Annotated in this window: 35 protein-coding genes and 6 pseudogenes; 4 read left to right on the top strand and 37 right to left on the bottom strand. The window is 39.8% G+C overall.

Annotated features, from left to right (window positions below; translation table 11 throughout):
* Window positions 1–186 precede the first annotated feature (186 nt).
* Entirely contained in the window at window positions 187–480 is a 294-nt protein-coding gene (locus tag J4N40_RS07600) for a T6SS effector amidase Tae4 family protein (RefSeq protein ID WP_230238867.1), read from the bottom strand.
* Between the two features lie 594 nt (window positions 481–1,074).
* On the opposite strand from J4N40_RS07600, the gene J4N40_RS07595 reads away from it, so the two are divergent.
* Both J4N40_RS07595 and J4N40_RS07590 read left to right on the top strand, forming a co-directional pair.
* Window positions 1,075–1,383, top strand: a complete 309-nt coding sequence (locus J4N40_RS07595; protein WP_250654449.1) for a hypothetical protein — start codon at window positions 1,075–1,077, stop codon at window positions 1,381–1,383.
* On the top strand, window positions 1,370–1,756 hold the full coding sequence (locus J4N40_RS07590; RefSeq protein WP_250654448.1) for a hypothetical protein: 387 nt from the start codon (window positions 1,370–1,372) through the stop codon (window positions 1,754–1,756). Before J4N40_RS07595 ends, J4N40_RS07590 begins: the two co-directional genes overlap by 14 nt.
* A gap of 109 nt (window positions 1,757–1,865) precedes the next feature.
* On the opposite strand, the gene J4N40_RS07585 is transcribed toward J4N40_RS07590, so the two are convergent.
* From J4N40_RS07585 to J4N40_RS07330, 36 genes and pseudogenes are all read right to left on the bottom strand, one after another.
* Window positions 1,866–2,201 (bottom strand): zinc ribbon domain-containing protein YjdM, encoded by a 336-nt coding sequence (locus J4N40_RS07585; RefSeq protein ID WP_064354030.1) that lies wholly within the window; start codon window positions 2,199–2,201, stop codon window positions 1,866–1,868.
* Window positions 2,202–2,453: 252 nt separating this feature from the next.
* Window positions 2,454–2,618, bottom strand: coding sequence for a hypothetical protein (locus J4N40_RS07580; RefSeq protein WP_169644102.1), 165 nt, complete (start codon window positions 2,616–2,618; stop codon window positions 2,454–2,456).
* Between the two features lies 1 nt (window position 2,619).
* Window positions 2,620–2,781 carry a hypothetical protein gene (locus J4N40_RS24650; protein WP_481706468.1) on the bottom strand — a complete coding sequence of 54 codons (162 nt, stop codon included), beginning with the start codon at window positions 2,779–2,781 and terminating at the stop codon, window positions 2,620–2,622.
* 1,347 nt (window positions 2,782–4,128) lie between these two features.
* On the bottom strand, window positions 4,129–4,536 hold the full coding sequence (locus tag J4N40_RS07560; RefSeq protein WP_104975382.1) for a GFA family protein: 408 nt from the start codon (window positions 4,534–4,536) through the stop codon (window positions 4,129–4,131).
* Window positions 4,537–4,658: 122 nt separating this feature from the next.
* Complete coding sequence (locus J4N40_RS07555; RefSeq protein WP_104975383.1) at window positions 4,659–4,889, bottom strand: hypothetical protein; 231 nt, start codon at window positions 4,887–4,889, stop codon at window positions 4,659–4,661.
* Between the two features lies 1 nt (window position 4,890).
* Window positions 4,891–5,358: a Tse2 family ADP-ribosyltransferase toxin gene (locus J4N40_RS07550; RefSeq protein ID WP_104979300.1), complete on the bottom strand. Its 468-nt coding sequence runs from the start codon at window positions 5,356–5,358 to the stop codon at window positions 4,891–4,893.
* Window positions 5,359–6,069: 711 nt separating this feature from the next.
* Complete coding sequence (locus J4N40_RS07535) at window positions 6,070–6,525, bottom strand: hypothetical protein (RefSeq protein ID WP_104980026.1); 456 nt, start codon at window positions 6,523–6,525, stop codon at window positions 6,070–6,072.
* A 134-nt stretch (window positions 6,526–6,659) separates the two neighbouring features.
* Window positions 6,660–7,180: pseudogene (locus J4N40_RS07525) on the bottom strand (ClbS/DfsB family four-helix bundle protein).
* Window positions 7,181–7,537: 357 nt separating this feature from the next.
* Window positions 7,538–7,813, bottom strand: a complete 276-nt coding sequence (locus J4N40_RS07515) for a Tse2 family ADP-ribosyltransferase toxin (protein ID WP_170960356.1) — start codon at window positions 7,811–7,813, stop codon at window positions 7,538–7,540.
* Between the two features lie 142 nt (window positions 7,814–7,955).
* Window positions 7,956–8,117, bottom strand: a pseudogene (locus tag J4N40_RS07510) (transposase); the annotation flags it as partial.
* Window positions 8,118–8,419: 302 nt separating this feature from the next.
* Window positions 8,420–8,693 (bottom strand): annotated as a pseudogene (locus tag J4N40_RS07505) (IS3 family transposase); the annotation flags it as partial.
* 27 nt (window positions 8,694–8,720) lie between these two features.
* A pseudogene (locus J4N40_RS07500) lies at window positions 8,721–9,269 on the bottom strand (IS3 family transposase); the annotation flags it as partial.
* Window positions 9,266–9,517 (bottom strand): transposase, encoded by a 252-nt coding sequence (locus tag J4N40_RS07495; RefSeq protein ID WP_104975390.1) that lies wholly within the window; start codon window positions 9,515–9,517, stop codon window positions 9,266–9,268. The gene J4N40_RS07495 and the pseudogene J4N40_RS07500, both read right to left, overlap by 4 nt.
* 207 nt (window positions 9,518–9,724) lie before the next feature.
* On the bottom strand, window positions 9,725–10,192 hold the full coding sequence (locus J4N40_RS07485) for an NUDIX domain-containing protein (RefSeq protein ID WP_104975392.1): 468 nt from the start codon (window positions 10,190–10,192) through the stop codon (window positions 9,725–9,727).
* Window positions 10,193–11,549: 1,357 nt separating this feature from the next.
* Window positions 11,550–11,822: a hypothetical protein gene (locus J4N40_RS07475; protein ID WP_226975282.1), complete on the bottom strand. Its 273-nt coding sequence runs from the start codon at window positions 11,820–11,822 to the stop codon at window positions 11,550–11,552.
* An 8-nt stretch (window positions 11,823–11,830) separates the two neighbouring features.
* Complete coding sequence (locus tag J4N40_RS07470; RefSeq protein ID WP_104975396.1) at window positions 11,831–12,157, bottom strand: type II toxin-antitoxin system YafO family toxin; 327 nt, start codon at window positions 12,155–12,157, stop codon at window positions 11,831–11,833.
* 76 nt (window positions 12,158–12,233) lie between these two features.
* On the bottom strand, window positions 12,234–12,407 hold the full coding sequence (locus J4N40_RS07465; RefSeq protein ID WP_170960355.1) for a hypothetical protein: 174 nt from the start codon (window positions 12,405–12,407) through the stop codon (window positions 12,234–12,236).
* A 776-nt stretch (window positions 12,408–13,183) separates the two neighbouring features.
* Entirely contained in the window at window positions 13,184–13,357 is a 174-nt protein-coding gene (locus J4N40_RS07455; RefSeq protein ID WP_169644113.1) for a hypothetical protein, read from the bottom strand.
* Window positions 13,358–13,501 (bottom strand): hypothetical protein, encoded by a 144-nt coding sequence (locus J4N40_RS07450; RefSeq protein WP_169644115.1) that lies wholly within the window; start codon window positions 13,499–13,501, stop codon window positions 13,358–13,360.
* Between the two features lie 38 nt (window positions 13,502–13,539).
* Complete coding sequence (locus J4N40_RS07445; protein WP_104979303.1) at window positions 13,540–14,034, bottom strand: hypothetical protein; 495 nt, start codon at window positions 14,032–14,034, stop codon at window positions 13,540–13,542.
* 283 nt (window positions 14,035–14,317) lie between these two features.
* A pseudogene (locus J4N40_RS07435) lies at window positions 14,318–14,719 on the bottom strand (HIT family protein).
* A gap of 187 nt (window positions 14,720–14,906) precedes the next feature.
* The gene (locus J4N40_RS07430) at window positions 14,907–15,401 is read right to left on the bottom strand and encodes a hypothetical protein (protein WP_104975398.1); all 495 of its coding nucleotides are present in this window, start codon (window positions 15,399–15,401) and stop codon (window positions 14,907–14,909) included.
* A 3-nt stretch (window positions 15,402–15,404) separates the two neighbouring features.
* On the bottom strand, window positions 15,405–15,842 hold the full coding sequence (locus J4N40_RS07425) for a DUF5675 family protein (RefSeq protein ID WP_104975399.1): 438 nt from the start codon (window positions 15,840–15,842) through the stop codon (window positions 15,405–15,407).
* Between the two features lie 823 nt (window positions 15,843–16,665).
* Complete coding sequence (locus J4N40_RS07410; RefSeq protein ID WP_104975401.1) at window positions 16,666–17,262, bottom strand: DJ-1/PfpI family protein; 597 nt, start codon at window positions 17,260–17,262, stop codon at window positions 16,666–16,668.
* Between the two features lie 79 nt (window positions 17,263–17,341).
* Window positions 17,342–18,055 (bottom strand): class I SAM-dependent methyltransferase, encoded by a 714-nt coding sequence (locus J4N40_RS07405; protein WP_104975402.1) that lies wholly within the window; start codon window positions 18,053–18,055, stop codon window positions 17,342–17,344.
* A 613-nt stretch (window positions 18,056–18,668) separates the two neighbouring features.
* Window positions 18,669–18,830 (bottom strand): annotated as a pseudogene (locus J4N40_RS07400) (transposase); the annotation flags it as partial.
* A gap of 697 nt (window positions 18,831–19,527) precedes the next feature.
* Window positions 19,528–19,869 carry an SH3 domain-containing protein gene (locus J4N40_RS07395; RefSeq protein ID WP_042523465.1) on the bottom strand — a complete coding sequence of 114 codons (342 nt, stop codon included), beginning with the start codon at window positions 19,867–19,869 and terminating at the stop codon, window positions 19,528–19,530.
* 134 nt (window positions 19,870–20,003) lie between these two features.
* The gene (locus tag J4N40_RS07385) at window positions 20,004–20,261 is read right to left on the bottom strand and encodes a DUF2442 domain-containing protein (RefSeq protein WP_104975404.1); all 258 of its coding nucleotides are present in this window, start codon (window positions 20,259–20,261) and stop codon (window positions 20,004–20,006) included.
* A gap of 149 nt (window positions 20,262–20,410) precedes the next feature.
* Window positions 20,411–20,542: a DUF4160 domain-containing protein gene (locus J4N40_RS07380; protein WP_213972576.1), complete on the bottom strand. Its 132-nt coding sequence runs from the start codon at window positions 20,540–20,542 to the stop codon at window positions 20,411–20,413.
* A 225-nt stretch (window positions 20,543–20,767) separates the two neighbouring features.
* Window positions 20,768–21,433, bottom strand: coding sequence for a hypothetical protein (locus tag J4N40_RS07370; RefSeq protein ID WP_250654447.1), 666 nt, complete (start codon window positions 21,431–21,433; stop codon window positions 20,768–20,770).
* Window positions 21,434–22,174: 741 nt separating this feature from the next.
* Entirely contained in the window at window positions 22,175–22,555 is a 381-nt protein-coding gene (locus tag J4N40_RS07360; protein WP_104979310.1) for a SpoIIAA family protein, read from the bottom strand.
* Window positions 22,556–22,778: 223 nt separating this feature from the next.
* A complete protein-coding gene (locus J4N40_RS07355) occupies window positions 22,779–23,069 on the bottom strand; it encodes a hypothetical protein (RefSeq protein WP_042523463.1) in 291 nt (96 codons plus the stop codon).
* 146 nt (window positions 23,070–23,215) lie between these two features.
* Window positions 23,216–23,614: an SMI1/KNR4 family protein gene (locus J4N40_RS07350; protein ID WP_042524338.1), complete on the bottom strand. Its 399-nt coding sequence runs from the start codon at window positions 23,612–23,614 to the stop codon at window positions 23,216–23,218.
* A 188-nt stretch (window positions 23,615–23,802) separates the two neighbouring features.
* A complete protein-coding gene (locus J4N40_RS07345) occupies window positions 23,803–24,690 on the bottom strand; it encodes a phosphotransferase (RefSeq protein WP_250654446.1) in 888 nt (295 codons plus the stop codon).
* Window positions 24,691–24,863: 173 nt separating this feature from the next.
* Complete coding sequence (locus J4N40_RS07335) at window positions 24,864–25,250, bottom strand: hypothetical protein (RefSeq protein WP_104979311.1); 387 nt, start codon at window positions 25,248–25,250, stop codon at window positions 24,864–24,866.
* A complete protein-coding gene (locus J4N40_RS07330; RefSeq protein ID WP_104979313.1) occupies window positions 25,247–25,663 on the bottom strand; it encodes a DUF6973 domain-containing protein in 417 nt (138 codons plus the stop codon). Before J4N40_RS07330 ends, J4N40_RS07335 begins: the two co-directional genes overlap by 4 nt.
* A gap of 320 nt (window positions 25,664–25,983) precedes the next feature.
* Here J4N40_RS07330 and J4N40_RS07320 point away from each other — a divergent pair, with 320 nt between their 5' ends.
* A complete protein-coding gene (locus tag J4N40_RS07320) occupies window positions 25,984–26,268 on the top strand; it encodes a type II toxin-antitoxin system TacA family antitoxin (RefSeq protein ID WP_005398409.1) in 285 nt (94 codons plus the stop codon).
* Entirely contained in the window at window positions 26,265–26,543 is a 279-nt protein-coding gene (locus tag J4N40_RS07315; RefSeq protein ID WP_005398411.1) for a type II toxin-antitoxin system RelE/ParE family toxin, read from the top strand. The genes J4N40_RS07320 and J4N40_RS07315 overlap by 4 nt, the downstream gene beginning before the upstream one ends.
* The last annotated feature ends 80 nt before the right edge of the window (window positions 26,544–26,623 follow it).

Raw genomic sequence — 26,623 nt, 5'->3', positions numbered from 1 at the left:
TCATTTGCACTATACCTGCAGAGATATTTCTAATATCACCTAAGTCATAGTTTTTATGTTGAAAGTACTGATATAAACAATTCGCTCTCGCGAATTGTATTAGTCGTTCATCGATATTAGATTGGGGACCAGTATTAGCTTTTAAAGATAATGACATCAGTAAAAGTATGAAAGTCATAACCTTGATCATGTGCACTCCCAGAACAGAACTTTGTGAGTGACTGATGCATACCCTTGGTATACGCATTTATTCCCACCCCATAGGTCAGCATGCCCTGTCGCATCACTCCATCCGTCAACTTGATAGATAATTATGCCCTTACGCTCTTTAATTTTCTCTAGGTGCTCTTCGGGAGTCAGCTCTTCAGGGCTAAAGTATTTTTCTGATAGGTATTTGATAAGAATTTTGACTCGAAAAATATACCAAAATTTATCTTGTCCCGAAGAGACTTGAAGACTCATTTTTCCTTCCGGACTAATCGCGTTGTAACGAGGAATTTTGTGTTCTACGCCGCTACCATTAAGAGCTTTGGAAACTCAAATAGCACAAGCGTTTGAAAATATACCTAGTTCGTACTTCGAACCTACTTTACCACCAATTTTTTTAAAAACCACATTAGCTGGTAAAGCAGGGTAATTGGCACGAAGATTTTCCCATGTTGGCAATTTCATTTTCACCTCAATCCTTAGTAAGTATCTTAAGATATATAATGTGCCGCTGATTCGACCTCATGTAAAAAAGAGAAGAAAATTTTATAATTGAAATCATATTGTTTTGAAACTGACTAATCATGAAGTTACATAACGCCGCATTAAGGTGTGAGCAACGCTACTACGAACCGTAACCTTACCGCCGTAAACACAAAACCCAAAGATGGAACTAAAAATGCCAAGCGTTATGAATCACTCTTAAATGCTTTGTTATGTTTGTTCTAATCTTAGGAAAGAATGAAAAAACCTTTTATTGAGCTATACGTCACATTTTAAACTCACAAAACGTACCCACTAAACAGAAGCAAATATTATGCATCAAAACACCCATTTAAGGCAGAGGACATAGCAGTAAAAAAATTCATGATTCAAGGACTTGTAGTATCTGAAAGTTCTCATAACAGCATCCGTGAAATCAACAAACGAGTTACAAACATGAAGCTACTTTCTGTGCTTGGTGGATCAACCGCGACTTACCAAATTTTCTTCAAAAACACATTTGCTACAGCCACATACAATATATCAACAGCAGATTGGGAAACCTTCGCTCGTGGTGCAACATCAATACCTATAATTACTCGAAAAATCATAAAGAATGAAGCTTTGATGCACTTTACGAGTAAAACAGGGAAAGAACTTAAATTTTGTCAGTGTACATATGAAAGCTTATAAATCAACGTTACTCTTTGTATTTACCCTCATTACATTTTCAAATTCATTTGCTTTTGATTGTGTAAATGAGCGGGACTTTGTTATTTCTGAAGATCATTGGATACATAGTTTATCACCGGAAATTCAATACTATACTGTCATGTACTTGTCTGAAAAGACGGTTGAGCAATGCTTAAAAGAGAAGCCTTCCGAAAAAACCAAAAAACTAAGGTTAAAACTCGAAAAGGCAATTGGCACTGAAAAGCTGTCTGAAATAGAGAGAGAGTTTATTTTTTTATTTGATACACGGAGTGCGTTTGATGCTTTAGGGCTAGATGTAATGAGTGACGACTTTCTGCAAAAACTTAGGGACCACGAGTTCTCTAAAAACTGAGCGTCCCAAAAGCTGGTGTACCCCACAAAACCCAACCTTGAACTGAAAATGCCAAGCGTTTGGAATCACTCTTAAATGCTTTGTTATGGCGATACTTAACTTCGCGAGCCTAAGCTTTTTTCACGAACGCCGCTGTTACCATCATTTCTCCAGCACCATCGACCTTGCAGTCGAGTTGGTGATCTTTACTATCAACAATACGTCTAACAACTGCTTTTGTACCGATTTTCAACATCAGGGAGCTACCTTTAACTTTAAGATCTTTTGCCAAAGTAACTCTGTCACCCTCGGCTAACAAAGTACCATTTGCATCCTTAACATTAATAAGTTCATCTTGGGCAAATTCACCAGGGTTCCACTCAAACGCACACTCCGGACAAACCAAGTTAGCTTGATCTTGATACACATATTCAGAATGACAATTTGGACAAGGAGAGAATGACATAAACTTTCAACTTTTCGATTAACATTTGATATATGATAAGTTGATAACGCTCGATTAGCGAGAGTTAGGGCACTATATTTAGTAATACCAACTGTGCTACCTAACTCGAATTATTCCGAAAGCCATAACGCGCATTAAGGTGTGAGCAACGCAACCACGAAACCTAACCATACCACCGTAAACACGAAACCCAACGATGGATGAAAAATGCCAAGCGTTGGGAATCACTCTTAAACGCTTTGTTATGTTTGCCTATTGGCTAAGCTTGGCGATCAAAGAGTCTAGTACCATAAGATCATTTGCTTTTTCCATATACTCATCACTGTCTTCGCCCAATTGGGATAACAGAACATGCTCTCTTTCTAGTTTTTCTTTTAAGCACAGCCTAATATAACGGAGCTCTTTTTCATTGAACATTTCAACCTACCTGTGAGTTTGGAGAATTAATAAAACATGGTCTGGCACTAGATTCTAACTGCTGCAATTTTGTCAAATATAAACTAAGAGGCATATCTTGAAGCGGACGAATTGTGAAATGATGCTTCCCTTTACCTCCATCTTCGCCCAGCGAAACATGCAAACCATTTGGTATTTTAGTATGTTGTGGAATCTTCCACCACAACGTACCAAAATGAGGGTTTCGATAATTGAAGGAGACAGCCTTCCGGATTTACAATCAACGCACTCAATTCCGTTTTTATTGTATATTTTAAAATCCCATACAGCCTCCATATCTCGTGGAGGAGTCGTTCGAATGTAATCAAACTTTGCCTTAGTTTTGCGTCCGAGCCAGAACAAGTCAAAAGGTAAAGAAATATAGAATTTGATGGGCGTATACATCTATGTGTCACTAGTTCGCGAATATGCAACAAGGGTAATTTCAGTATGATATTCATCATAACGCCAGTTGTAGGCTTCTGGAGCTCAGTCGAAAGCTCTAATTATCATATAACATTGAATTACATTAGCTTTTCGATGCCGTTGGCAAACATAACGCTCTGTTAATGGGTGAGCAACGCATTACCGAAGCGACCGCATACCACCTTAAACACTAAAATCAACGCATAGCAAAAATGCCACGCGGCATGACCCCCTCTTGAACGCTTTTTGTGATTAATTTTCAATGGGTTACGCTTTATTAGACACAAAATTAACTCGACTTTGATTTACAAACCAAAGCCAAAACGTAGAAAACCGAAATGACTCATAGTTTTGAAAATCGAGCTTTGAAATTCGGCCGCTAAAACTCAAAAACTCAAGATCAAATTGCTGATTGAGGCAACTATCTGAATTTTCAGCGCCAAAGAATAAGTGTCCAAAAAACAGTGCCCAATGAAGTTAACTTGCCGACAAACTCGAAACCAACCAGCCGAGGGAACAAAGAAAAACAATAAACCACTGATTTTACGTGATTAAGCATAACGCCTTGTTAAGGGGTGAAGCACGCAATACCTATGCTGCCGCATGCCGTCTTAACCACTAAAATCAACGCATATCAGAAATGCCAGGCGTACTGAATCCCTCTTGAACAGTTTGTTATGAGCGTACTTATGTTGCCCACTTACCAGACAAAAAGTTTGAAACAAACGAGGATAAGCGCAACTGTGATAAGGCCACCCCAACCGATTGTTCGTGTTATTGTTTCCGGTGATTGTGTATTTAAATGAGGAAATAAAATGGCCCCAAAAGATAACAGTGGCACAAAACCGTATAATTGCCCCATTTGTGATGACGTACCCAAAGGGAAAGGCGGAACAAACAAATACAAAATCGTATACGCAATATAGACAAGCATTGCAATACCGGCTTCCTTTACCGACGTATCACTTTCTCCATACCAAAAGTAGAACCCCACACTGACACAAAAAACAGCCACACTGATCAACAGAACTATTCTCCTAATTATTCTTTAGCTCATAACGCCACGTTAAGTAGTGAGCAACGCCACCACAAGACCTAAACCTTTGTGCAATTCACACCATTTAGCCTTATAGCCCGTGTAAATTTGAGCATCGACTTTTACAGGTATATCAACATCAAATACCGAAATAGCCAGTTCGATCTTTTCCAGAGACTCACCTTTCACCCTGAACCCGAGGCTAGAACCACAGTTAGAACAGAACATTCTAGTCGTTCCGTTTGATGCAACAAACTCTTTGAGTAAATGCTTACCTGTAAGCCAACTTAAACCTTTGACCCCAACCAGTTTCCCAAACGCTGCACCGTGAAATTTTCGACACATAGAACAATGACAATTAGCTACTTTTTCACTAAACCCACTAACAGAAAATCGGACGCCTCCGCATAAACATGAACCTTCAAATCCTGCACACATCCTGAGTTTTCCTCCCTATTGCATAACGCCGCATTAAGGTGTGAGCAACGCTACCACGAAACCTAACCATACCTTCGTAAATACAAAATGCCAAGCGTTGGGAATCACTCTTAAATGCTTTGTTAGCTCTCTGCTTGTTCAGGTAGCAACTGCTCTAGCTTCAAACCATATTCTGCTTCATTGCTTTTATATTCATCTTTCAAATATTCAAAAAACTGAGTCAAATGAACTAAGTATTCCTCATAATCTTCACGTTCTCGCAAAGTTTCACTATGTAACAAGTTTTGATTATATAGAACAGCATCTCTAACTGCCGATAATAGCATCGGTACATATGGCTTAGGTATATTCATCTTACGCAGCCTCTCTTACTGCTAACTTCGCTAATTTACTCAATAGTAACTTAAACTTTGACAAGGGCATATCATAAGCAGGAGCGATAGTGTAATGATACGCACCAAAACGAGGGTTATACTGATCTTTAACTATCGCCAACCCAGAAGGTAAAGGTGTGCCCTCTGGTATCCGATAGTGCTGCCAATTTGGTCCCTGTGGTATCCCTGGTCGATCAAACGTACTGATGCCTCTTGGCCGGTCTTTCACTAACACTCTCGCATCAACTCCCATTCCTTTAATAGTAATGTCAGCAGGTCTAGGTCTACCATTTAAAAGAAGTAGAGTATCTTCAATTAGTTCAAAAAGCTCCATACCTTTTTTAACATTTAATCCTCTCCACAAATTAAGAGGTACTTTACCCTCATAATAGTTATGAATTTGCCCCTTATCTAACAACACATCTTTTAGCAATGTAACAGTTTCCATGTTTCCTCCTTTTGCTTAAATTCTCGAGAGAGCTAACGCCTTGCTAAGGTGTGAGTAACGCAATACAAAAGATACCGCACAGCGCCTTAATCACCATAAGCCACCGCAAAGTAAAAATGCCACGCGTTACGAATCACTCTTAAGCAATTTGTTAGTACATGCGCTACTTCTATTTATGCGCTCCAAGATATTGAAAACTTAAATGATATGAAAGACTTTGAACACTGAGGTGAGACGGGCAGCTACAAAACTTAAAACCGATAGAGAGACGAAAGTTGGCTAGAAGAAAAACGTACTGAACTACCCTACATTCATTAGCTTCAAATTAGAAAAGGATTCTTTCCTCGTACTTCAACAGCCACACCAAAAGTAATCAAGGTTCTCTCAAAAACCACTACGAAAATGAAGAAGAGCCAAAGAAATAGGCTAAGAGTTAGAAGCCGTAAACGGTGAAATCAAAGCGAACACTCCGCATATAGTGCCACCGGAAAGAACGTGAAAGGCACTAACTTAAAGGTGTAAATATGAGCGCCAAAACAGATAAACACCAAAACTGATGACCTTTGATGTCAAACCCGTACTAACGCCCTGCTAAGGGGTGAACAACGCAATACAAAAGCCTACGCATACTACTTTAATCACTAACCCCAACGCATAGTAAAAATGCCACGCGTGCCGAATCACTCTTGAAGAACTTGTTATGTTGAGATGTTAAGTAACGCGTTCATGACTATCTAGCATCTTCACAGGCAACTGGTTTTCAACTAGAAAATGGTAAAATCTTAGCTCTTCAATTAAGTCAGGAAAAGCTAGTTCAAAGTCTTGATAGGTCTGATTTTTGAAACGAAACCTTACCGTATGTTCAAACCTTTTGGTTTGCGCATACAAAATTTCATTAATATCAGCAGTATTTATACTTGTACCTAAAAGAGATAAACTATTACCATCAAGCACAACTTCTAGCGACTGTTTTGGTTTGGATGTTAAATACTCAGCAGCTAAAGATACAGCACAAAAAAATGCGATGTATCCTAATTGTGTTAAAAATGGAGCCTTAGATATCTCGACTAAGTAGTAAGCAAACATGCCACAAATTAATACTCTAGTGATAAAGCTATACATTAATTTAAAACTGACCAATTTACTTTGTCTCAATAAAGTTTTCATAACTCCCTTCTCAACATAACGCCGCGTTAAGGGGCGCAGGCACGCAATACAAAAGTGACCGCATACCACCTTAAACACTAAAACCAACGCATAGTAAAAATGCCTCGCGTTGCGAATTACTCTTAAACAGTTTGTTATGTGAATTCTCGATTGAAACGCCGAACTTTTGTACGCATATTTTTCATAGGTGATGATGTATTAAACTGAATCATGCGCCCCAAAGTCTATTGTTCATACCACGCAACACCATAGGAATCATGGTCACTTAAGCTTGAAATGAGTAAAAGTATCTCGTTAACTGTAGACTCAAGCTCAATGAGTAAATCATCATATTTCCACTCACAGTACTCTTCGTGGAAGCTTTCAGCGAGTGAGCCTAATTGGTTCCATTTATAACCAGTTTCCGGGAAATCAACATGTTGGTTTTGATATCTTAAGTGATGCCATTTAAGAATGAGTTTCCCCAACCAATCAAGTAAGCCACTGTATCACTAACGCTAATGGCTTTACCTTTGACGTTTCCCTCTACTCCAGGTTTGCGAGCTTTGCCTTCCGGAATTGAACGATAGTCAGCCATGAGTTTCGGAAATATTGAGTTTATAGCCAACTCCAATTCATCCTTATTTCTTGGCACAGAAGACATTTTGACCTCCATTCACATAACGCTCTGTTAAGGTGTGAGCAACGCAATACCAATGCTTCCGCATATCACCTTAACCACTAAACGCAACGCATAGCAAAAATGCCACGCGTTGCGAATCACTCTAAAACAGTTTGTTAGCTTTATTTTAGAGAAGGTCTCTTGAAAAATTAACCACATTATCTCCAAATACACTTATAGCATCGTTTCGTAGTGATTTAATGAGCAACCTCAATTCAATCAGATCGTTACCGTAGTCTGATATTTCATCGTCAGAGTTCTCACAAACATGTGCCCATTGCTTTTCCAATGACTCCAAACCTTCTAGGACTAATTTCATATCCGAAGATGCTAAATCTAAAGTTATCCGTCTCAAACTACTTTACCCTCTTTTTTAAACACCATTGTTGCTTTCAAAGCCATCTCTTCCAGTAACCCCTTATACTTATCTAAAGGCATATTTGTGACAGGTGCGATACCGTAATGATGTGGCTTATCATTTACAAGCTTTAGCCCCTGAGGAGGGCGCGTGTTGGGTGGAAACCTCCAAACCCAACCCGTCATGTTAGATTGGTTAATACCAGTCTTGTCAAATACACTGATCCCCTTTCCATTAGCAATTATTACCGTTATACCATTTAACTGCATCGTGTCCACATCCTTAGATCTCACATGCGATAGCTTGGGAGTTTCCTTATTACCAATCCTAAATAGTTCTTCGGGTAAGATGTAAATTACCACCTTCTAAAGAAGGTGGCTTTGTGTGAGCCCCCTAAAAGAGGGCCTTTGTTTAGTCCAGCGCCAATTGCTGCTGCTCTACTCGCTCTTGCTTCTCTTGATGTCTTACATATCGGCGTATTATTTCTTCATTGATTCCAACACTATCGACAAAATAGCCTCTTTGCCAAAAGTGATTACCCCAAAGCCTGTTCTTCCTAAGGTGAAGAAACTTGATTGTATCTACTCATGTTATTTGTCCTCTTTGACTTCTGGAAAAATCAAAGATGCATTTAGCATGAGTAGATTTACAGGCAAAGCCAAAGCGGATGATAACCACCTACTGAAGTAGGTGGTTTAGGGCTGAAAATAAAAATCTTTCGGAAACATAATTAACTCCAGATGAAATAAAACCTGAACATTAATTACGAACTAACAAGTGACCTAATTGTCGATATTAAATATACGATGGAGTTAAAACTCGTGTGTAATAGCCATGAAAAGTGGTGTACCCCACAAAAAGTAGACAGTACATAACTACATACTTTCGTACTCGACCGGACTGACATGCCCTAACGCTGAGTGCCTTCTTCTGAGATTGTAAAATACCTCGATGTATTCGAAGGTGCCCATTCGGGCTTCTTCGAGAGTTTGGTAGTCTTCTGCGTATATCAGTTCGACTTTCAGTCGGCTGTAGAACGACTCCATCACCATATTATCCCAACAGTTACCCTGTCGGCTCATGCTCGGTACACCTCCATGCTTGCGCATGAAGTCTTGATATATATGCTCTGTATTGTACACCACGGTCTGAGTGGATAATGACGCCCTTAGACGGCTTACGTGACTCAAACGCCATTTTTAACGCATTAGTGATGAGCTCGACGGTCATCGTTGTCCCTAGCGACCAACCCACGATACGCCTTGAATACAGGCCCATCACTGTCGCCAAGAAGAGCCAACGGCTCTTCACCCAGATATACGTGATGTCCGTGACCCACTTCTGATTTGGCATCTCAGACTCAAAGTCTCTTCGCAGTAAATTGTCAGCAACATTCCTCATCGCAGCCACATCCTTGCTGTATTTAAACCCTTTACCATTACGTGCCCTGATACCTTTTTCCTTCATGATATCAGCCACATAATTCACGCAGCAGGCATAGCCTGCTTCGTTGAGCTCTTCGGCTATTCGCACTGAGCCGTAACGTGCCCGATATTGGGCAAAGGTACACATGACAAGCTGTTCAAAGCGCTTTCGCCTCTTTGAACGCTCATTTGGCGTATGATGACACCACTTGTAATAACCACCTCGACTCACCTCTAACGCACGGCACATTAAGCTAATGGAATACTCACCGACATAGCTTTCGATGAATTCGTACTTCACTCTTGTTGCTTCGCGAAGTACGCCGAGACCTTTTTTAGGAATTCCATTTCATCTTTGAGTCGCTTGTTCTCGCGCCTTAACGCTCGAAGCTCTTCGGACTCTTTCTTCGAATAATCGACACTATCTAAGGTGTTAAACTGTTTATCAGATAGGCGTGTGAACTGGCGCTTCCAGTTCCGGTTCTGCTGGGCACTGATGCCCAGCTCCTTGGCAACGGAGACGGCTGTTCGGCCAGGAAGACTGGCCAAGCGGACTGCTTCTTTGCGGAACTATTCGGTGTACGCTGGATTACGATGTTTAGCCATAAATCACCTCTCAATTAGACCCTAGATCTAACTTAGTAAAGTGTCTACTAAACGTGGGGTACTCGGCCGCATAACGCCTTAACCACTAAAACCAACGCATAGTAAAAATGCCATGCGTGCCGAATCACTCTTGAACAATTTGTTAGCTTTCTAGCCAACGAAGTACGCTGAATCATTTTCTGCAAACAAACAATCTAACGGGTAAGGAAGCTCAAACCTTGGCATATTCCCCTTTGAAAACCATTTAAGGCTTACCGCTTCATCATCGATTACGGATTGAGAAGAACTTTCTACTACACATTTGAACATGATGACTGTGTATTCAACTTGAACACCATTTGGGTATGTAAAACCAAAACCCTCACCACCAAATACACCAAGTAGGCGATCTACTTTTACATCTAAACCTGTTTCCTCGCGCACTTCCCTGGTCAATGCTTCCACTGACGACTCTTGAGGTTCAATCATTCCGGCAGGAAGACTCCATGTACCATCTGATTTTTGCTGAAGTAGTAGCTCTTTGTTTTCATTTAAAATGATACCCGCAACGCCGGGGATAAGAAGTGGCATCGTTCCAATCTTAGAACGAACCTCTTTGATATAGTCACTTGCGCTCAATTTTCCTCCTTGAAAGCTAACGCCCAATTAAGGTGTTAAGCACGCATTGACCAAGTCGCTGCATAGCACTTCAACACCGAAAGCCAACGCATGGCAAGAATGCCACGCGTGCTGAATCACTCTTAAATTGTTTGTTAGCTCACTTGGATTCAAGATTCCTCTGTACCAACCTTCATCTTTGCTCGAAATGCTGAATTTAGACCTATAAAGAACAAAGCATTTGTTATCACAAAAACAAAAATGATCATAATGGACAAACTATTACCTGAAATCGCTACTGTTAGGGAATGCTGACAGAATGCTCCCATTAGACACAGCGCCAGAGGCCTCAAAAAGGTTACGGAGAAAGGCAACTTTTCCTGTGTCAACATGTGTAACATTATTAACACATGAGACGAGTGAACTATTGCTAGTGCAAAAATAATAACTAACACGGAAATCAACATTATAAATCACCTGCTTTTAGTAGCCCTCTTCTCAACAACTCGTCTTGTGCACTTTTACTGTTTGAGTGCGTTTGACAAGCAATTATGCTGACCATTATTACCAAAATGGCGGAAGCCCTTTTAGCATTGATTTCGTTTAACCCAACCTTTGAGCCTACCTGAGCTACGACAGTAGATGTAATAGTCGTTTTAAATTGTTTTGATATGTGCCGAGGGGCTTCTTTTACCCCTTTTTCAGATACTTTGTATAAAACGCCTGCAACGCTAGCAACCGTTATTGGAACTGTAATATCGATACCAATTAGCTTAATTGCGTCTGTAACATCATTGTTCGTATCGAAAAATTTTCTAAGTTTCTTTATCCGATAGTGACCAAGAAAACCAATATGGATTTGCCAACTACTTGTGATATTAACCCATACAAGGCTGATTTCAGCTGATTGTCAGGCAAGTCTAGTATTTTGCGAAGAACCTCTGACTGCTTGTTTCTTAGTAGCTCTCTATACAGGACTATTCCTGTCATTATAACTACAGAGTTAGCCTGTTGCCTTAAACGTGATAAGTACTTCTCCATGCCAATTAGTTGTGCATAATATTTTATAGGGTCGGCACCAATTACCGCTCGATTAACTCTCATAAAACCTCCTCTCTAGACCATTTGAAGTGTCACTTTCTTTGAGAAAAGGTACAAATACTTTTGTAATTTATTAGTTAAACTTCACACGCAATTTGCAATTTACACAATTGATAATTACGTAGTTCGACTGTCGACGGTTGCTTTGCGAGCTAACGCCGCATTAAGGTGTGAGCAACGCTACCACGAAACCAAACCATATCACCGTAAACACGAAACCCAACCTTGAACTGAAAATGCCAAGCGTTGGGAGTCACTCTTAAATGCTTTGTTAGCCCTAGGATTCTGACCAAAGTTCAGAGTCATCTTCTGATAGCTGTTGAAGCTCTCTTTCTATAACTACATCTTCAGGCCATTTGATATCCAAGGAGTTCTTGAATTCTTGAATACCTACATAAGCAATTATGTCACCCTCTATTTGTAACTCCCACACCGAGCCATTCCACTGAGCAAAATCATAAACACCTGCAGCTGGCCCTAGTTTTACCGCAACAAAATACATACCAACAAATGATGGCAGTCCTTTTTCCCAATTCAACTCAATACTCATACTACCTCCTAAAACTTTTCACGAAAGCGTTCAGCTACGTCGGCCAATTCCATTAAGTAAAGTGGTTTTAATTTACATAATTGATGAGCATTTTCAATAAAACCTAAGAGTAAAAAGTAATTTTTAATCAAAAAGCCCTCGCAGTAGATCAACGCGGTGTTACTGGTCTTATGATATGAAAGCTTCTTCAAATGCCAAAGTTTGGATGAAGAATCTCTAATATGGATGTGGGACATCCCAGCCTGCTTGACCTGACTTGGAAAATCATAAGTAGTGTCTCGACCAAATGATTTGTGGGGAACACCCGTTTTCTTGTAATCTTTGAACTGACCAATAAATCTAGTTTACTTTTATCAAGATTATCTCTAAATCCTGAGCTTACAAAAACCTTTACATCCTTGTTCATTTTTATTACTCCATTTCAATAAAAGTTACTTTGTTCCTTATTTTTGAATCATTCATCGTTGCTCGTTCAGTTAACGCTGCTGAACTCCTGATTTCATCTCTTTTGAGTGCTTCTGTCTTATTGTCACCATCTAAGACTTTTTCTTTTTTGAGAACTATCGCTTTTTTCCTTTGTTGCATATTACACTTTCCTCTCTATTTAATTTAGGGCTAACGCCGCGTTAAGGGGTGAACAACGCAAGCCACCAAACCTAAATTATTGTGCCATAAACACAAAAGCTAAACTTAGAACCAAAATTGCCAAGCGTTGAGAATCCCTCTTGAGCAGTTTGTTAGTCGCGAGGCACCGAGCGACAATTTTAAGCCGAACTAAACTTTGCAAACAACAAACTTTATGTGTTTTGATGCACTTAAGTCAGGCGTAGTCTCAAAGCGACTACTCAATGAAACCACTTAGAAAAAACAGCGCCGCAGAAAACGGACTGACAACACCAAAAAGCGCTTTTGGAGAACCAATCTCACAGTGCGGACTTTCAACAAAGTCACTGAAACCACGTGGAACTTACAACACCAGAGAAAACGTCCTTTCAGCAAGTAAATAAGCTTTTAAACCAACAAACTCACCGAGCAGAGTTGCAACCAAAAACAGATTCTCGATTGCCCCGCTCTATCACCACCAAAAAACGAAAAACCGCTCGTAAAATAGCAATGCATTGATTTAGAACCGATGAAACTGAACTTTGACCGACGAAGATGGTACTATGAATCAAACAACCAACAGCCAAGTTTTGAGCTTACAAACATGGTTTTGACTGCTAGCTTTTTCTGGTGACTAACGCCCTGTTAAGGTGTGAAGCACGCAATGACCAAGCCCAAGCATGGCACTTCAACACCAAAACCAAAGCATAGTAAAATGCCACACGTGCTGAATCACTCTTAAACAGTTTGTTATACCGTCACTTCTTATTCCTCTCTGACTTTTCTTGTTCCGAGTCCAAGTCTAAGTGCTCTGGACCTCCTGATAATAACCCTTCGGGCTCATTGTCTACCTTTGGAGGTACTGCATTTCGTTTTTGAAGTTCTTTGACCTTTTTAGCTAAACGATCTAATTCTTTGTTGTTCTTGCTCATTTACAGACCTCTATTTGATTTGTTCATCATACCTTGTGGTTCTTTGGTTATAGGAGGTTTTTCTTTGGAAGCAAGGAGATTAGCAAACCGTTGTAGTTCTTTAATACTTCGATTTTCTTTTTTTGGATTGTTTTGTGCATTCATTTCTTATATCCCTATTTTTTTACTTAGAAACCGAGGGTTCACTTTGCTTGCAGGCTGTAAGCTATAGCCCAGTGCCTTATAAGTACTAATTGCTCCGTCAACTGGGTCAGCAACTCTAACTTCTTCAGCAAACCAAACAACTCAAATCCAGTTAAAGCAACATAGGCTACACGACCTTTCAAAGGATGAGCTCTTTCAGTTGAGCCTTCCAAGATTTCCAACCTTACGTGAACATTTTTCTCTGAGAGCTTTCCTAAACATAAACCGCATAATGTTGAACCATACCAAATTGCAGCCTCGAACCTTTTATGATGACGCTCGCGGTAATGTGCGAACCAACTAGACCAATCCCAGCCACCATTCGGCGGTGTCCTCATATTCCCCCACCTTTTATATGCTGCCTTAGCCTGGGTGTTGATTGGAGTGAGCTTCACTTGAGGTAAGTTAGTAGCTATCGGCACAGAAGCATATACTTCATTTCTTAAGTTTTGGTATTTAGCAATAAATTCACTATAGTTTGAGGGTTTATTCATGCTTAACTTCTCTTTATTTATATCAAGAAGTTACCTTACTTTTCTCTACAGAAATCCATTAGATGAAAAACAGCTTAGATGCAAATATTATCGAGAGACTCAGCAGTCTCATTGTAATCCCCACAATTGTCATTTACATTCAAGGATAACGCCTTGTTAAGGAGTGAGGCACGCAATAACGAAGCTTCCGCATAACACCTTAACCACTAAAATCAACGCATTGTAAAAATGCCACGCGTGCCGAATCACTCTTGAACAATTTGTTAGCATACTTTTTCAACGCTCATAGATCTTTAAGTGATTCTCTAAGTTTATCCATAGTTTGAATCCCAAGTTCACTACTAATCCAACCATACTGGTCGCCATGGAACCGAGGGAAAATATGCAAATGGTAATGGTCGAGCTCGTTGAAATGAGGTGCCTCTCCGTTGTTTTGCATAAAGCCGATACCTTCGGGATTGAACTTAGCTTCTATACGCTTATATTAATCTCTTGCGACGTCGGTGATCTCTAAAAACACAGACTCGGGCAAGTCGATGAAAGTGCGGTATTGAGTCTTGGGACAAATTAAAATATGTCCAAAGTTGATTGGGTCATGGTCTGCAAAAGCTATAACTTGGTCAGATTCGTACACGATGACCGAGTCAATTTCACGATTAACAATTTGTTCGACTATCGTAGTCATCTAAACTCCTATCAAAGTATGCTAACGCCGCATTAAGGTGTGAGCAACGCTATCACTAAACTAAAACATACCACCGTAAACACAAAAACCAACGATATAATGAAAAATGCCAAGCGTTGGGAATCACTCTTAAATGCTTTGTTAGCTTTCTGTTCGAAACACTACAGCTCAATTTTTAGCAGACATATTAATCTACGCTTCGGATTGAAATTCCCTCAAGTCGTTTAAGTAAGCTCTCGCCATATGGAGCTAGCGCTACTTGTGGATTTGAGTTCATATATAAACTCAAAGCACGAACAAGATCTTCTTTAGCATGAGATAATCGTTCAACTTCTCCTCCATTGAAATCCGTAAAAACTATTCCTTGTAATTCATTTAACCATTTTGAAAACGAATCGGGCTCTGATGAAAGCACTGCTAGCGTAATATAGGTATGATGAGTCAAGGCAACTAACAACAAAAGGGACACCTCTCCAGAAACAGCACCATCCCTGTGAACCCATATTTCACCCAGAGTATTTATTGTAGGGACAACTATTTTCGATTCATCACTTTCCAAGTGTTCTTGAATTAAAAAATAATTATTTTTCATCCAGAGAAGGTTGAGCTCTGTACGTGGGGTGGATGCGAACACAGAACTTGAAAACATTAGAAAAATTAAAATCAAAATATTTTTTAACATGAATCATTTCTCCAGTTGATTTGTTACTCTAATCTCAATTTCTTTATACTTACCAATCTCTAAAAAAATTTCTTTTAACGCCACTTTGCTATTGCTTACATAATAATGAGAATCTTTTAACACTCCCCAACTTTTACCCGGCATTAGGCAGCCTTCCGTATTTTTGTGATAATTGCCTGCGTGAATCAAAACATAAGTCCGTCCTGGAACATTTTTTAATTCGTACACATTTTTATACTTGGTACCACTAAATGGTTCCACTTTGTATGTACCAGCCGAAATTCTTTTGTCTGAACCCTCAACTATCGAGTCAGGACCTCCTGGTTCGAGAACAAACCAACTCTTGTCGACACCTTCAATAGTTAGTTTTCCTAACGTTGTCTCTCCATACTGTTTTATGCGTCTGAGATTTAATATTTCTTTGATTTTTTTGCCAGTCATTTATTTGATCCTCACATTAAATTGAGGAAATACTAGCTGAAATAACTTAATTACATGCCTCCAAGAGTCCCTTTTTCGGCAAGTATCAAAGCAACATTGTACTTGACAATTCTAACTCTTACATTTAACGATTGGATTGATAAAGCTAACGCCTTGCTTAGGTGTGAGTAACGCAATACAAAAGCTACCGCACAGCGCCTTAATCATCATAAGCCACCGCATAGTAAAAATGCCACGCGTTACGAATCACTCTTAAGCAATTTGTTAGTACATGCGCTACTTCTATTTGTGCGCTCCAAGATATTGAAAAGTGGCATAATATGAAAGGCTTTGAACACTGAAGTGAGACGGGCAGCTACAAAACCTTATCGGCATTGAGAGACGAAAGTTGGCTAGAAGAAAAACGCGCTGAACTCCCCTATTTTTACGGACTTCAAATTAGAAAAGGATTCGATCCTCGAACTCCGGACGGCAACACCAAAAGTAATCGAGATTCTCTCAAAAGCCACCACGAAAATGAAGAAGCGCAAAAGAAATAGGCTAAGAGTTAGAAACCGTAAACGGTGAAATCAAAGCGAACACTCCGCATATAGTGCCACCGGAAAGAACGTGAAAGGCATTAACTGAAAGGTGTAAATTCGAGCACCAAAACAGATAAACACCAAAACTTGTGACCTTTGATGTCAAACCCGTACTAACGCGCAGTTAAGGTGTAAGGCACGCAATACTGAAGCCTCTGCATACCACCTTAATCACTAACCCTACCGCATAGTATAAATGACACGCGTACCGAATCACTCTTGAACAATTTGTTAGGCAAATTTTACAGATATGCACCGACTACTGACATGCAATGCTGAACCGTGCTTTCTTTTTCACCGACTGGCGCGACATAGTGAATTGCAGATTCAGCATCCGCCCTACTCGACAACTTACTAATAACCCACGCTGCTAAGTACTTTGATGACAAACAACCACCTGCTGTTGCAAGATTGCCATCAGCATAAAATGGCTGCTCTAAAACAGTCACTCCCGATTCGACAACCCAAGGTCTCGTTGTTAAATCGGTACAAGCTGGTATTTGATGCAGTAAGCCAAGCACAGACACGAGCAAAGTACCTGAACATTGCCCACCAATTAACTGAGTTTCAGGGTTTAGATTTAACCTTGAAAGTATATCTCTGTCTTGAGCAATATCGCGTGTTAGTACACCGCTACCAAACAATACAACGTTGGCTTGATTCGCAAACTCCAGAGGCTGTTGAGATTGAATTGTAACTCCGTTCATTGAAGTGACGTACTGAGATGGACTCGTTATTTGCACGTTCCAACCAGCGTCTTTCATTCGGTTCAAAATTCCCGCTGCTATAAATGAATCAAGTTCATTAAATCCGTCAAATGTTAGTACCGCAATTTCCATATCTGCTCCTATTTGCCTAACGCCGCGTTAAGTAGTGAGCAACGCTACCACTGAACCTAAACTATTGTGCCTTAAACACTTAAGCTGAATAAAACCCAAAATGCCACGCGTTGCGAATCTGCCTTAAACGCTTTGTTAGCAGTCTTTTCCACACCAAATTATGCTTTATTGCATATACCGTTATGTGGTTTGAAGTTAAACGTTCATAGACACTAACATGAAGCACTTGAAACCCAGCTTGCTTTAATTCAACAACAAGGCCACTTTGAGAGGTAACATGACGATATGGGCTGTTATCCCTATAAGTTTCATAGCTATTTTCATCTTTAGAACACAAGCTACTGACGAAAAACACCCCATTTTCAGATAGTGAACGATAAACATTACCCAAGAATATGGCTCGATCTGCGCCAATAATGCAATGTAAGCAATTACCGTCAATCACAGCATCATAACGTTCTGGAAGTTCAAGAGACTCTACTGTTAGGTCAGATGTATAATAATCACCCTCAGTTCCTGTTGCTCTAGCTTTTTCCTTTGCCCATGCAATTGCGGTTGGTGAGACATCTATACCTGTTACCGCAAAACCCAACTTCTGAAAAAAAGCTCGGCAATGATGCCCTTCACCGCACCCTAATTCGAGCAGTTTACCTTGCTTCGGTCGTTTACATAGCTCTAGAAAACGATCCACTAAAACTGCTTTAGACATTCGCTCATTGCCACCCCAACCTTCCCAGCCAGCTTGGCGAGCTTCAACATACATGTCTTCATGAACTTGATAATTTGGTTTCATACCTGCTAACGCCCAATTAAGGTGTGAAGCACGCATCCACCAGACTCAATTTGACCACCGAAAACACTTAACTAACCCAAGCCAAAAATGCCAAGCGCGCTGAATCACTCTTTAATTGTTTGTTAGCTCTTCAAAGCTATAAGTTGTAGAAAAAAGCTCAAAAACAATATTAAAAGTCCCAAAAACCGGGGTGACTGCTCTTGACCAATAACCGAATTCTCAAGGCTAACTATTGGTAATAGAATGAGCCTTAATGCAACGCCTAAGAGACCAAATACAATAAAAAACACATAAAAGAATGGCAACATCAACAACGTTGAACTGGTAATTAGAATTCTGGCAAACATTTCGCTAAAACTCAGGGATCCATAACCAGCTAAAGCCAATATGAAAGGAATACTGATAACCCAAACGTAACTATTTAAAATAGATTCTAATTCTGGGAATGCGTCCCACATAACCCCGAAGGCGACGAGTAGACTAAAAAACCGATAATTCTAATACGGTTAAGGTTTTCTCTATCCTCATCTGTTGGTTCATAATTGCGCCGAAGTAAATTACCACCTTCTAAAGAAGGTGGTTTTGTGTGAGCCCCCTAAAAGGGGGCCTTTGTTTAGTCCAGCGCCAATTTCTGCTGCTCTACTCGCTCTTGCTTCTCTTGATGTCTTACATATCGGCGTATTATTTCTTCATTGATTCCAACACTATCGACAAAATAGCCTCTTTGCCAAAAGTGATTACCCCAAAGCCTGTTCTTCCTAAGGTGAGGAAACTTGATTGTATCTACTCATGTTATTTGTCCTCTTTGACTTCTGGAAAAATCAAAGAGGCATTTAGCATGAGTAGTTTTACAGGCAAAGCCGAAGCGGATGATAACCACCTACTGAAGTAGGTGGTTTAGGGCTGAAAACAAAAGCCGCCGCATACCACCTTAAACACTAAAACCAACGCATAGCGAAAATGCTACGCGTTGCGAATCCCTCTTGAACAGTTTGTTAGGCGACATTTCTACGTTTAACTTCTTTCTCATACGAAGATTCGTTGTATAACCAGATAGCCCAAAATGTGAAAAACATCCCGAACGTGTAAATTGAGTAATTAAGAGCATTATCCGATAAGAAAATCGTAATGCTTGCCGCATTACAAGATGGGTAAAGGAAAGTAACATTAAAAATCATGTACAAAATGGCTGTGACGAAAGTGGTTCTAAAAAGCCAATTTAAACATCCTTTCTTTCGCGATTTTTGCCAATTATCAAATGCTTTACCATTCATTAATCCACTCCTTTTCTGTTAACTGAAGCTAGATTCACGCCAAGATACTACCCACTAGTCTATCGTTTGTCTCATGTCACCTAACGCCAAATTAAGGTGTGAACAACGCTAACACCTTACCTAAAGCATTGTGCCATAAACACTAAACTGGCTTGAAGCGAAAGCGCCGAGCGTTGTGAATCACTCTTAAATTTATTGTTATGTACGTTGTACCGAACGCACTGGTACCCAACCGACTTCACCCGTTGACCTCGAAACTCGATACCACTCATTGAGTTCGAATAGCACTGACAGTTTTTCGCCAATGACAGTATTAAGCTCAACATTGTCATAGTCTTCAAGCAAGATACCTTCAGAGCTTCCTTCAATCTTTTCGATATATTGAACTGGAGCCCAACCCCGCTCTCCTTCGACACTGGTTATAAAGACCCAGTTGGGAAACTCATCGTCAATTGTACCTAGAGCTACTTTGTCGCCTCGCTTCAAATAAAACGGATTGGGATATTCTGAGTCGTGTTTTTCAGTAGTAACAACTTCCATATTTTCTCCAAAGTACATAACGCCCTGTTAAGGTGTGAGCAACGCAATACCTAAGCCACCGCATAACACCTTAAACACTAAACGCAACGCATAGCCAAAATGCTATGCGTTGCGAATCACTCTTAAACCGTTTGTTATAAACTCGATTTACAGCTTATTTTGTATAGATGTTCAACAGGAAAGATCATTGTGTAGTCGTCCCAGTTTAAGTTTCCATCAAGCAAATCAAACTGCAAAAAGCGAGAGATGTCTTTATATACATCGTAATCAGGATGGCCAACACTAAAGATGAATGGAGCAAAATCAACGATTGAAACGTGATTATCACTAAACTCTATTTCTAAAATATGACCCGTAACATGTGTAACTTTAACCACTGATAGTTCTGACATTTTTTACCTTCTTCGTAATTGTAGTTGGACTTACATGCTTTTTCTTAACAAAATAGTCAATCCACTTTTCTACAGTATCATCGGCATAACAGTTTACAAACTCTTCAAACTCACGCTTCTTTTTGCTCTCTAATCCTGCACCTTTATCCTTAACGGCCATTTTTCAAGTGAATTTCCGCTTTAGACTCTTTACCTTGAAACTTACCATGAATATGAATTGGCTCATGTTCGTTACTATAAAAGAACAATATAATCCCTAAGTACTCATAAATTTTCGGCATGCACACCTCCTTGAAATGAAAGTGCATTTTCATGCATGCTGTTGATTATTGAGTGTGATTTAAGTGTGAACGTATCTAAACTTCGAGCCGTGCCAGTGTTTATAACGCCTTGTTAAGGTGTGAGGCACGTAATACCAAAGCCTCCGCAAACCACCTTAAACACAAAACGCAACGCATAGCAAAAATGCCACGCGTTACGAATCACTCTTAAACAGTTTGTTATACCTAAATTCTACGAATTTCCGTACGCATCTGAGTCATTAGCAACTTAGACTGCACCTGAATATCTGATGATATATCATTCAGTTTCGCCAAATATTCTTCTTGGATTGAAGTTTGCTGATGTAGGACTATTTCCGTCAATTTACCCATGAATTCATGTGCTGTATTCATTGATAATTCAGTCAAATCTTCCAACTGTTGAAAAGTACCAAGCATCTCGTCGGTTGCAATCAGCTTTAACCTATTAGACTCTGACTTTAATTTGAAAAAGTCTTCTCCTCCTTCGTGCATGATAAGTGAAATTTGTTGGCTAAACCACACTAACACTTCACGAGTTTTCTCTTGGTTGTTTTCAGCCGAAGCTGCCATAAAATTATTAAGGTATTGATCGAAAATAGGTTGCATGCGCCCCATTATTTCACTTTGATTTTTCTTTCCAAACTGATCCAAACTGATCCAAACTGATCCAAACTGATCCAAACTAGCAACATAGTTGGCATACTCAGTGGCTTTCAAGTCAAAGACTTTTAAGCGCCTTTCAGCATCAAACCTTAAGTCTTGTTCTAGCCTTTTGAGTTGCCTTTCATGCCATAATTTAAATAGAAATGCGAATACGATCCAACCCGCATTGATCAACCCAAAAAGCCAAAAAGCCAAACAGCCAAACATAGTATTGTGGGTCTTTTTGAATAATTTCGTAAATACTGCTCATTTGCTTCCTTAGGTATAACGCCCTGCTAAGGGGTGAGCAATGCAATACCAAAACCGCCGCATACCACCTTAATCACTAAAATCAACGCATAGTGAAAATGCCACGCGTTGCGAATCCCTCTTGAGCAGTTTGTTAGTTTGCAGACCCAAAACGTTGATTTTACGTTATTTTAAACTTTGCAAACAACAAACTTTATGTGCCTTGTCGCACTTAAGTCAGGCCTAGTCTCAAAGCGGCTACTCAATGAAACCACGTGGAACAAACAACGCCGCAGAAAACAAACTCACAACACCAAAAAGCACTTTTGGAAAACCAATCTCACAATGCGGACTTTCAACAAAGTCACTGAAACCTCGTGAACTTACCACACCAGAGAAAACGTCATTTCAGCGAGTAAATCGGCTTTTGTACCAACAAACTCAACGAGCAGATTTTCAGCAAAAAAGTTCAACTCAGTGACCCCAAAAGTCGCCGCACCAAAGAACAAATCTACCCTTGAAACGATGCCAACTTTGGATTTTTACCTCGCTAGTTAACACTGAAAGCCGATACGACAATTTCAACTCTGCGCTATAACGCCGCGTTAAGGGGCAGCAACGCGCTACCACCAAACTTCAATTTACCACCATAAAAACACATACCAAAACTTGAGCCAAATTCGCCACGCGTTGACTGTCCCTCTTGAACGCTTTGTTATGTTACCCCTCTAGCCACTTGATTGCGGAGTCATATTCATTAAATGATTGCATTTCCCCTGATATAAACCAGCCACCAACTTTCGAGGCTAACTCTTGCCAGTGTTTATCACCGTAAATTGCTACTTTTTCGAATTTAGGACCGATTTTCAAACCCAGCTGAAAATCATCCCAAGCTGCACGAAGCTCCCAACCTGAAAACTCTGAAATATCTACAAGCACTTTGACATGCTGCCCCTTAACTCCTGCTAAAGCTGATTCTAATACGGGCGCGATTGCTTGATAATCTTCGTAAGTGAGCTTCCCTACTGCCTTGAAGACAAGGAAGAATTCTGAGCCAAATCGCTCTAGCCCTACTGATATACCGTGGCGTTCACTACTCATAACAGAAACCTCTTAATTACGTATGTTTATAAAGAGTAAGAGAACTCAGCAAACTAATACGAGAGCTAGGCATCAATATTGGGACTCTGTTCGCTTGGGTAACATAACGCCGCGTTAAGTGGTGAACAACGCCGACCACAAAACATAAACCATTGTACCTTAAACACTTAACCTGACTGGAGCTGAAATCGCCAAGCGTTGTGAATCCGTCTTAAACGCTTTGTTAAGTGTATTTTGACTCCACATATCCTTTGAGAGTGTTTACACCAAAAAACACCGTAATCATACCGAAAACTATCGGTACTAAATAAAACACCCAACCAATTGAATTTATGATTGCTATATTCGTAGGTGAACCAGATTCAACCCCATTTAGCACTCCAACAGCGAATTTTACTGCAAACAACGTAAGTACAATAAACAATATTGTGGCAAAAAGGCTCACCTGCCAAAACTGCTTACTCAAATCAACCAGTTCATTAAACACATGTTCTATCAAAGATTTCCTTGCCAATTTAGTCTCCTTACTTGTAAATACACTTAACGCCGCATTAAGGTGTGAGCAACGCTACCACCATGCCTAAACCATTACATCGTAAACACAAAATCCAACGCAGATACAAAAATGCCAAGCGTTGGGAATCACTCTTAAATGCTTTGTTATGCATTTAGTCGTTCTTCGGGTGAAAAACTATCGTTCACAAACTTTAAGAATTCACAGCTTATAATTTTCGCTTGCTCCCAACCTAAATCACTAGAATCAACGACATAAAAACCACATATAACACCACCTGCAATTCTGGCCACGCAAATATTTCCATTACCATCTAAGCAAATTGGCATTGCGCCAGGCATATCGTGCTTTACCCCATAAATATCTTCGCCGTATATCTCCGACAAAGAGAAGAACTGTAACTCTTTGAACCCAAAATAGACTATAGGGCCATCGCTAACACTCCACCAATTCAACATACTTTCAGGAAGAGTTATTTGAAATATAGTTTCTAACTTGTGTATTTCTTCCTGATTTGCGCCTACAGGTCTATCTATAAATTCCATGAATCCCCCTGATGCATAACGCCGCATTAAGGTGTGAGCGACGCTTGGCGATACTTGAGCGAAGCGAAAACGCCAAGCGTTGCGAATCACTCTTAAACAGTTTGTTATGTACCGCCTCAAAACAAGACACTTTCAATTTGGGACCATTGCTCCATAAAAGGGACGAAGTCCCTTTGAGGTATGAACTTCTATGCTGCTGTATTGTTTTTTAAAAATACTTCCTCCAAAGCCCACACATGGTGGTCAGCGTAAACAGCCCACGCCTTTGCTCCATCGTTAAGCTCTAATCGGGATAGAGGCTTGACAGACAGATAGCCTTTTAACAAAGCTAATGACCTATGAAGCTCCAAATCGAACATATACATGCATGCTCTCGCCAACTCATAAGCAGGAGGCATGTTTTGCACTAAATCCCAATCGATTACATCGCTTACTGTGCGATTAGAATCAAAAAAGACATTGAAATGATGAAAGTCGCCGTGGATTAATTGCCTGCTTGTTAACGGGGTATATGAGTGTGTAGCTTCTGAGCTAGCTAGATAATCACGCTGTTGTTTTACTCTTCGTAGCACCGAGTTATTCATATCAAATTCACTATTTGTTTCAATAGCAGCGACTATTTTTTGTAGTCTATCGACCCAAGCACTTTTATCCCAAGAAAGCTCAATTGTTGGAAAGTCTTTTCCAACCACAGAAGCGAGTTGAACATGCAGGTCAGCAAGGGCTTTTCCCAGCTGAAAAGCATGAAACTCAGACAGAGCACTTTTTTCGATTAACGTTCCTTTTGCTTCAGGAAATAGAGCATAAAACTCATCACCTATTTTACAAAAGGAGTGGTGGTCACGCGTCAAAATAGGGGCAATTATAGTATTCAAATTTTGCGATAGCTTTCTCAGCAGTTCATGTTCTAACTTGATCTTAGCAACATTGCGAACACTATATTTTCTAAGATAATAAGTCTCTGAGGATTGGATACGAAAAACATGATTCGTCGCACCAACTGATTGACGTTTTATACTAGCGTCTACACCAATCTGACTCCAGTTTTCACCTACCTCACGAACAAATTCACTCATAATTCCAGTTATCCCTTAGGCACATAACGCCGCGTTAAGTAGTGAGCAACACTACCACTGAACCTAAATTATTGCGCCGTAAACACTAAAGCTGAATAAAACCCAAAATGCCAAGCGTTGCGAATCACTCTTAAACAGTTTGTTATGTGTTACAACTAAGGTGACTTTTATTTTTACCTTCCTACATTGACTACATCATTCACACCAATGCTAAATTTTGCCTCAGTACGTTTTATACATGTATTACTAAAAAGTGAAAAATCAATTTCCCTTGATAATTTACTATATTTAATAACTTCGTCATCATTAGAAAATAATAAAAGTGTAATACTATCTAAATCTGATATTCTACTTAGATTCTCAGCATCCCAATCGAATCCCAGTAAAGAACGAGCAGCAGTATTATTGGAGTACGGACCTAAAAAACAGACTCGATTCCAATCACCTTCGACAACTTCAGAAAAATCGACACTACTGTCATTTAATCTTAGTTGTATCTCATTTGTATCTGAACAGGATACTTGAAGTAAAATAAAGAAAATCATAACCAATTTTTTCATTTTTTCTTCTCTTTCTTTATTACCTTAAGGCGACCTGCTAGCAATGAAGTGTAACAATAATGTGCAAGTTTATCATTACTCGCCATCGATAACCCTAACCGAATACCAACTTTATTATTGTGTAAATCCATGACCTTTTCATTTTCTGGTTTTTCCGGAAAGTCTTCATGTGCTATCGTAAATTCGAGAGCATTTTTGTATCCAATGTCACGCGCTAGCATCGCAGACCAAAAACAATGACGAAATGCATCGCTTTTATCATTGTGTCCATTGATGCCAAAGCGAGATTCTGTTTCGAAAAAAGCAACATCTTTCGCTTCTTTTATTGCTATAGCATGGTGAGGGTTTAATTCAAGATACTCTTTTTCACCTTCTTTTAGAGAATTGTATTGTTGATAAATATGTTTAACCATGAGACCTCCGCATTTAAACGCAAACTAGCCTACACTTTTAAAACAAATCCACATTACTAAAAACTGATTAAAAATAAGACCTTGAGAAGGAAAGCGCAGTTACATGATTATCAATTACATCTTCGAACTTACTCGGACACATAACGCCCAATTAAGGTGTGAGGCACGCAATACCAATGCCGCCGCATACCACCTTAATCATTAAAACCGACGCATAGTAAAAGTGCCACGCGTGCCGAATCACTCTTAAATTGTTTGTTAGTTGCCCATCTCAAAGCCTAGTGCTAACATTTGTACACACACCAACAAAGGAATACATCATGGACACTAGAATTCAATTTCGTGTTGATGAAGAAACAAAACGCCTAGCTCAACAAATGGCTGAAAGCCAAGGTCGAACTCTAAGTGATGCTTGCCGTGAACTTACTGAGCAACTCGCTGAACAACAAAGAAAAACATTATCTCACGATGCATGGCTAACTGAACAAGTAAACCTAGCATTTGAGAAGTTTGACTCAGGAAAATCCGTTTTCGTTGAGCACCAAACTGCTAAGTCTCGAATGGAAGAGCGCAAAGCCAGAATCCGTAATCGAGGTAAGCAATGATTTTATGGGAAGAAGAGTCACTTAATGATCGTGAAAAGATCTTCGAGTTTCTCTATGACTTTAACCCTGATGCGGCAGAAAAAACTGACAACCTTATTGAAGCAAAAGTAGAAAACTTGCTTGAACAACCTTTAATGGGTGTACAACGAGATGGCATCCGCGGACGATTGCTCATTATTCCTGAGATTTCGATGATTGTCTCTTACTGGGTCGAGGGCGATATCATCCGAGTTATGCGTGTACTCCACCAAAAACAAAAATTTCCTACAGATTGATTGCTTCCTCTGGGGAACTAACGCCGCGTTAAGTAATGAGCGACGCCTACACCTAACCTAAACCATTACACCGTAAACAC

This window comes from Vibrio sp. SCSIO 43097, assembly GCF_023650755.1.
GTDB lineage: Bacteria > Pseudomonadota > Gammaproteobacteria > Enterobacterales > Vibrionaceae > Vibrio > Vibrio alginolyticus.
This window is presented reverse-complemented; position numbering and strand designations above follow the sequence as displayed.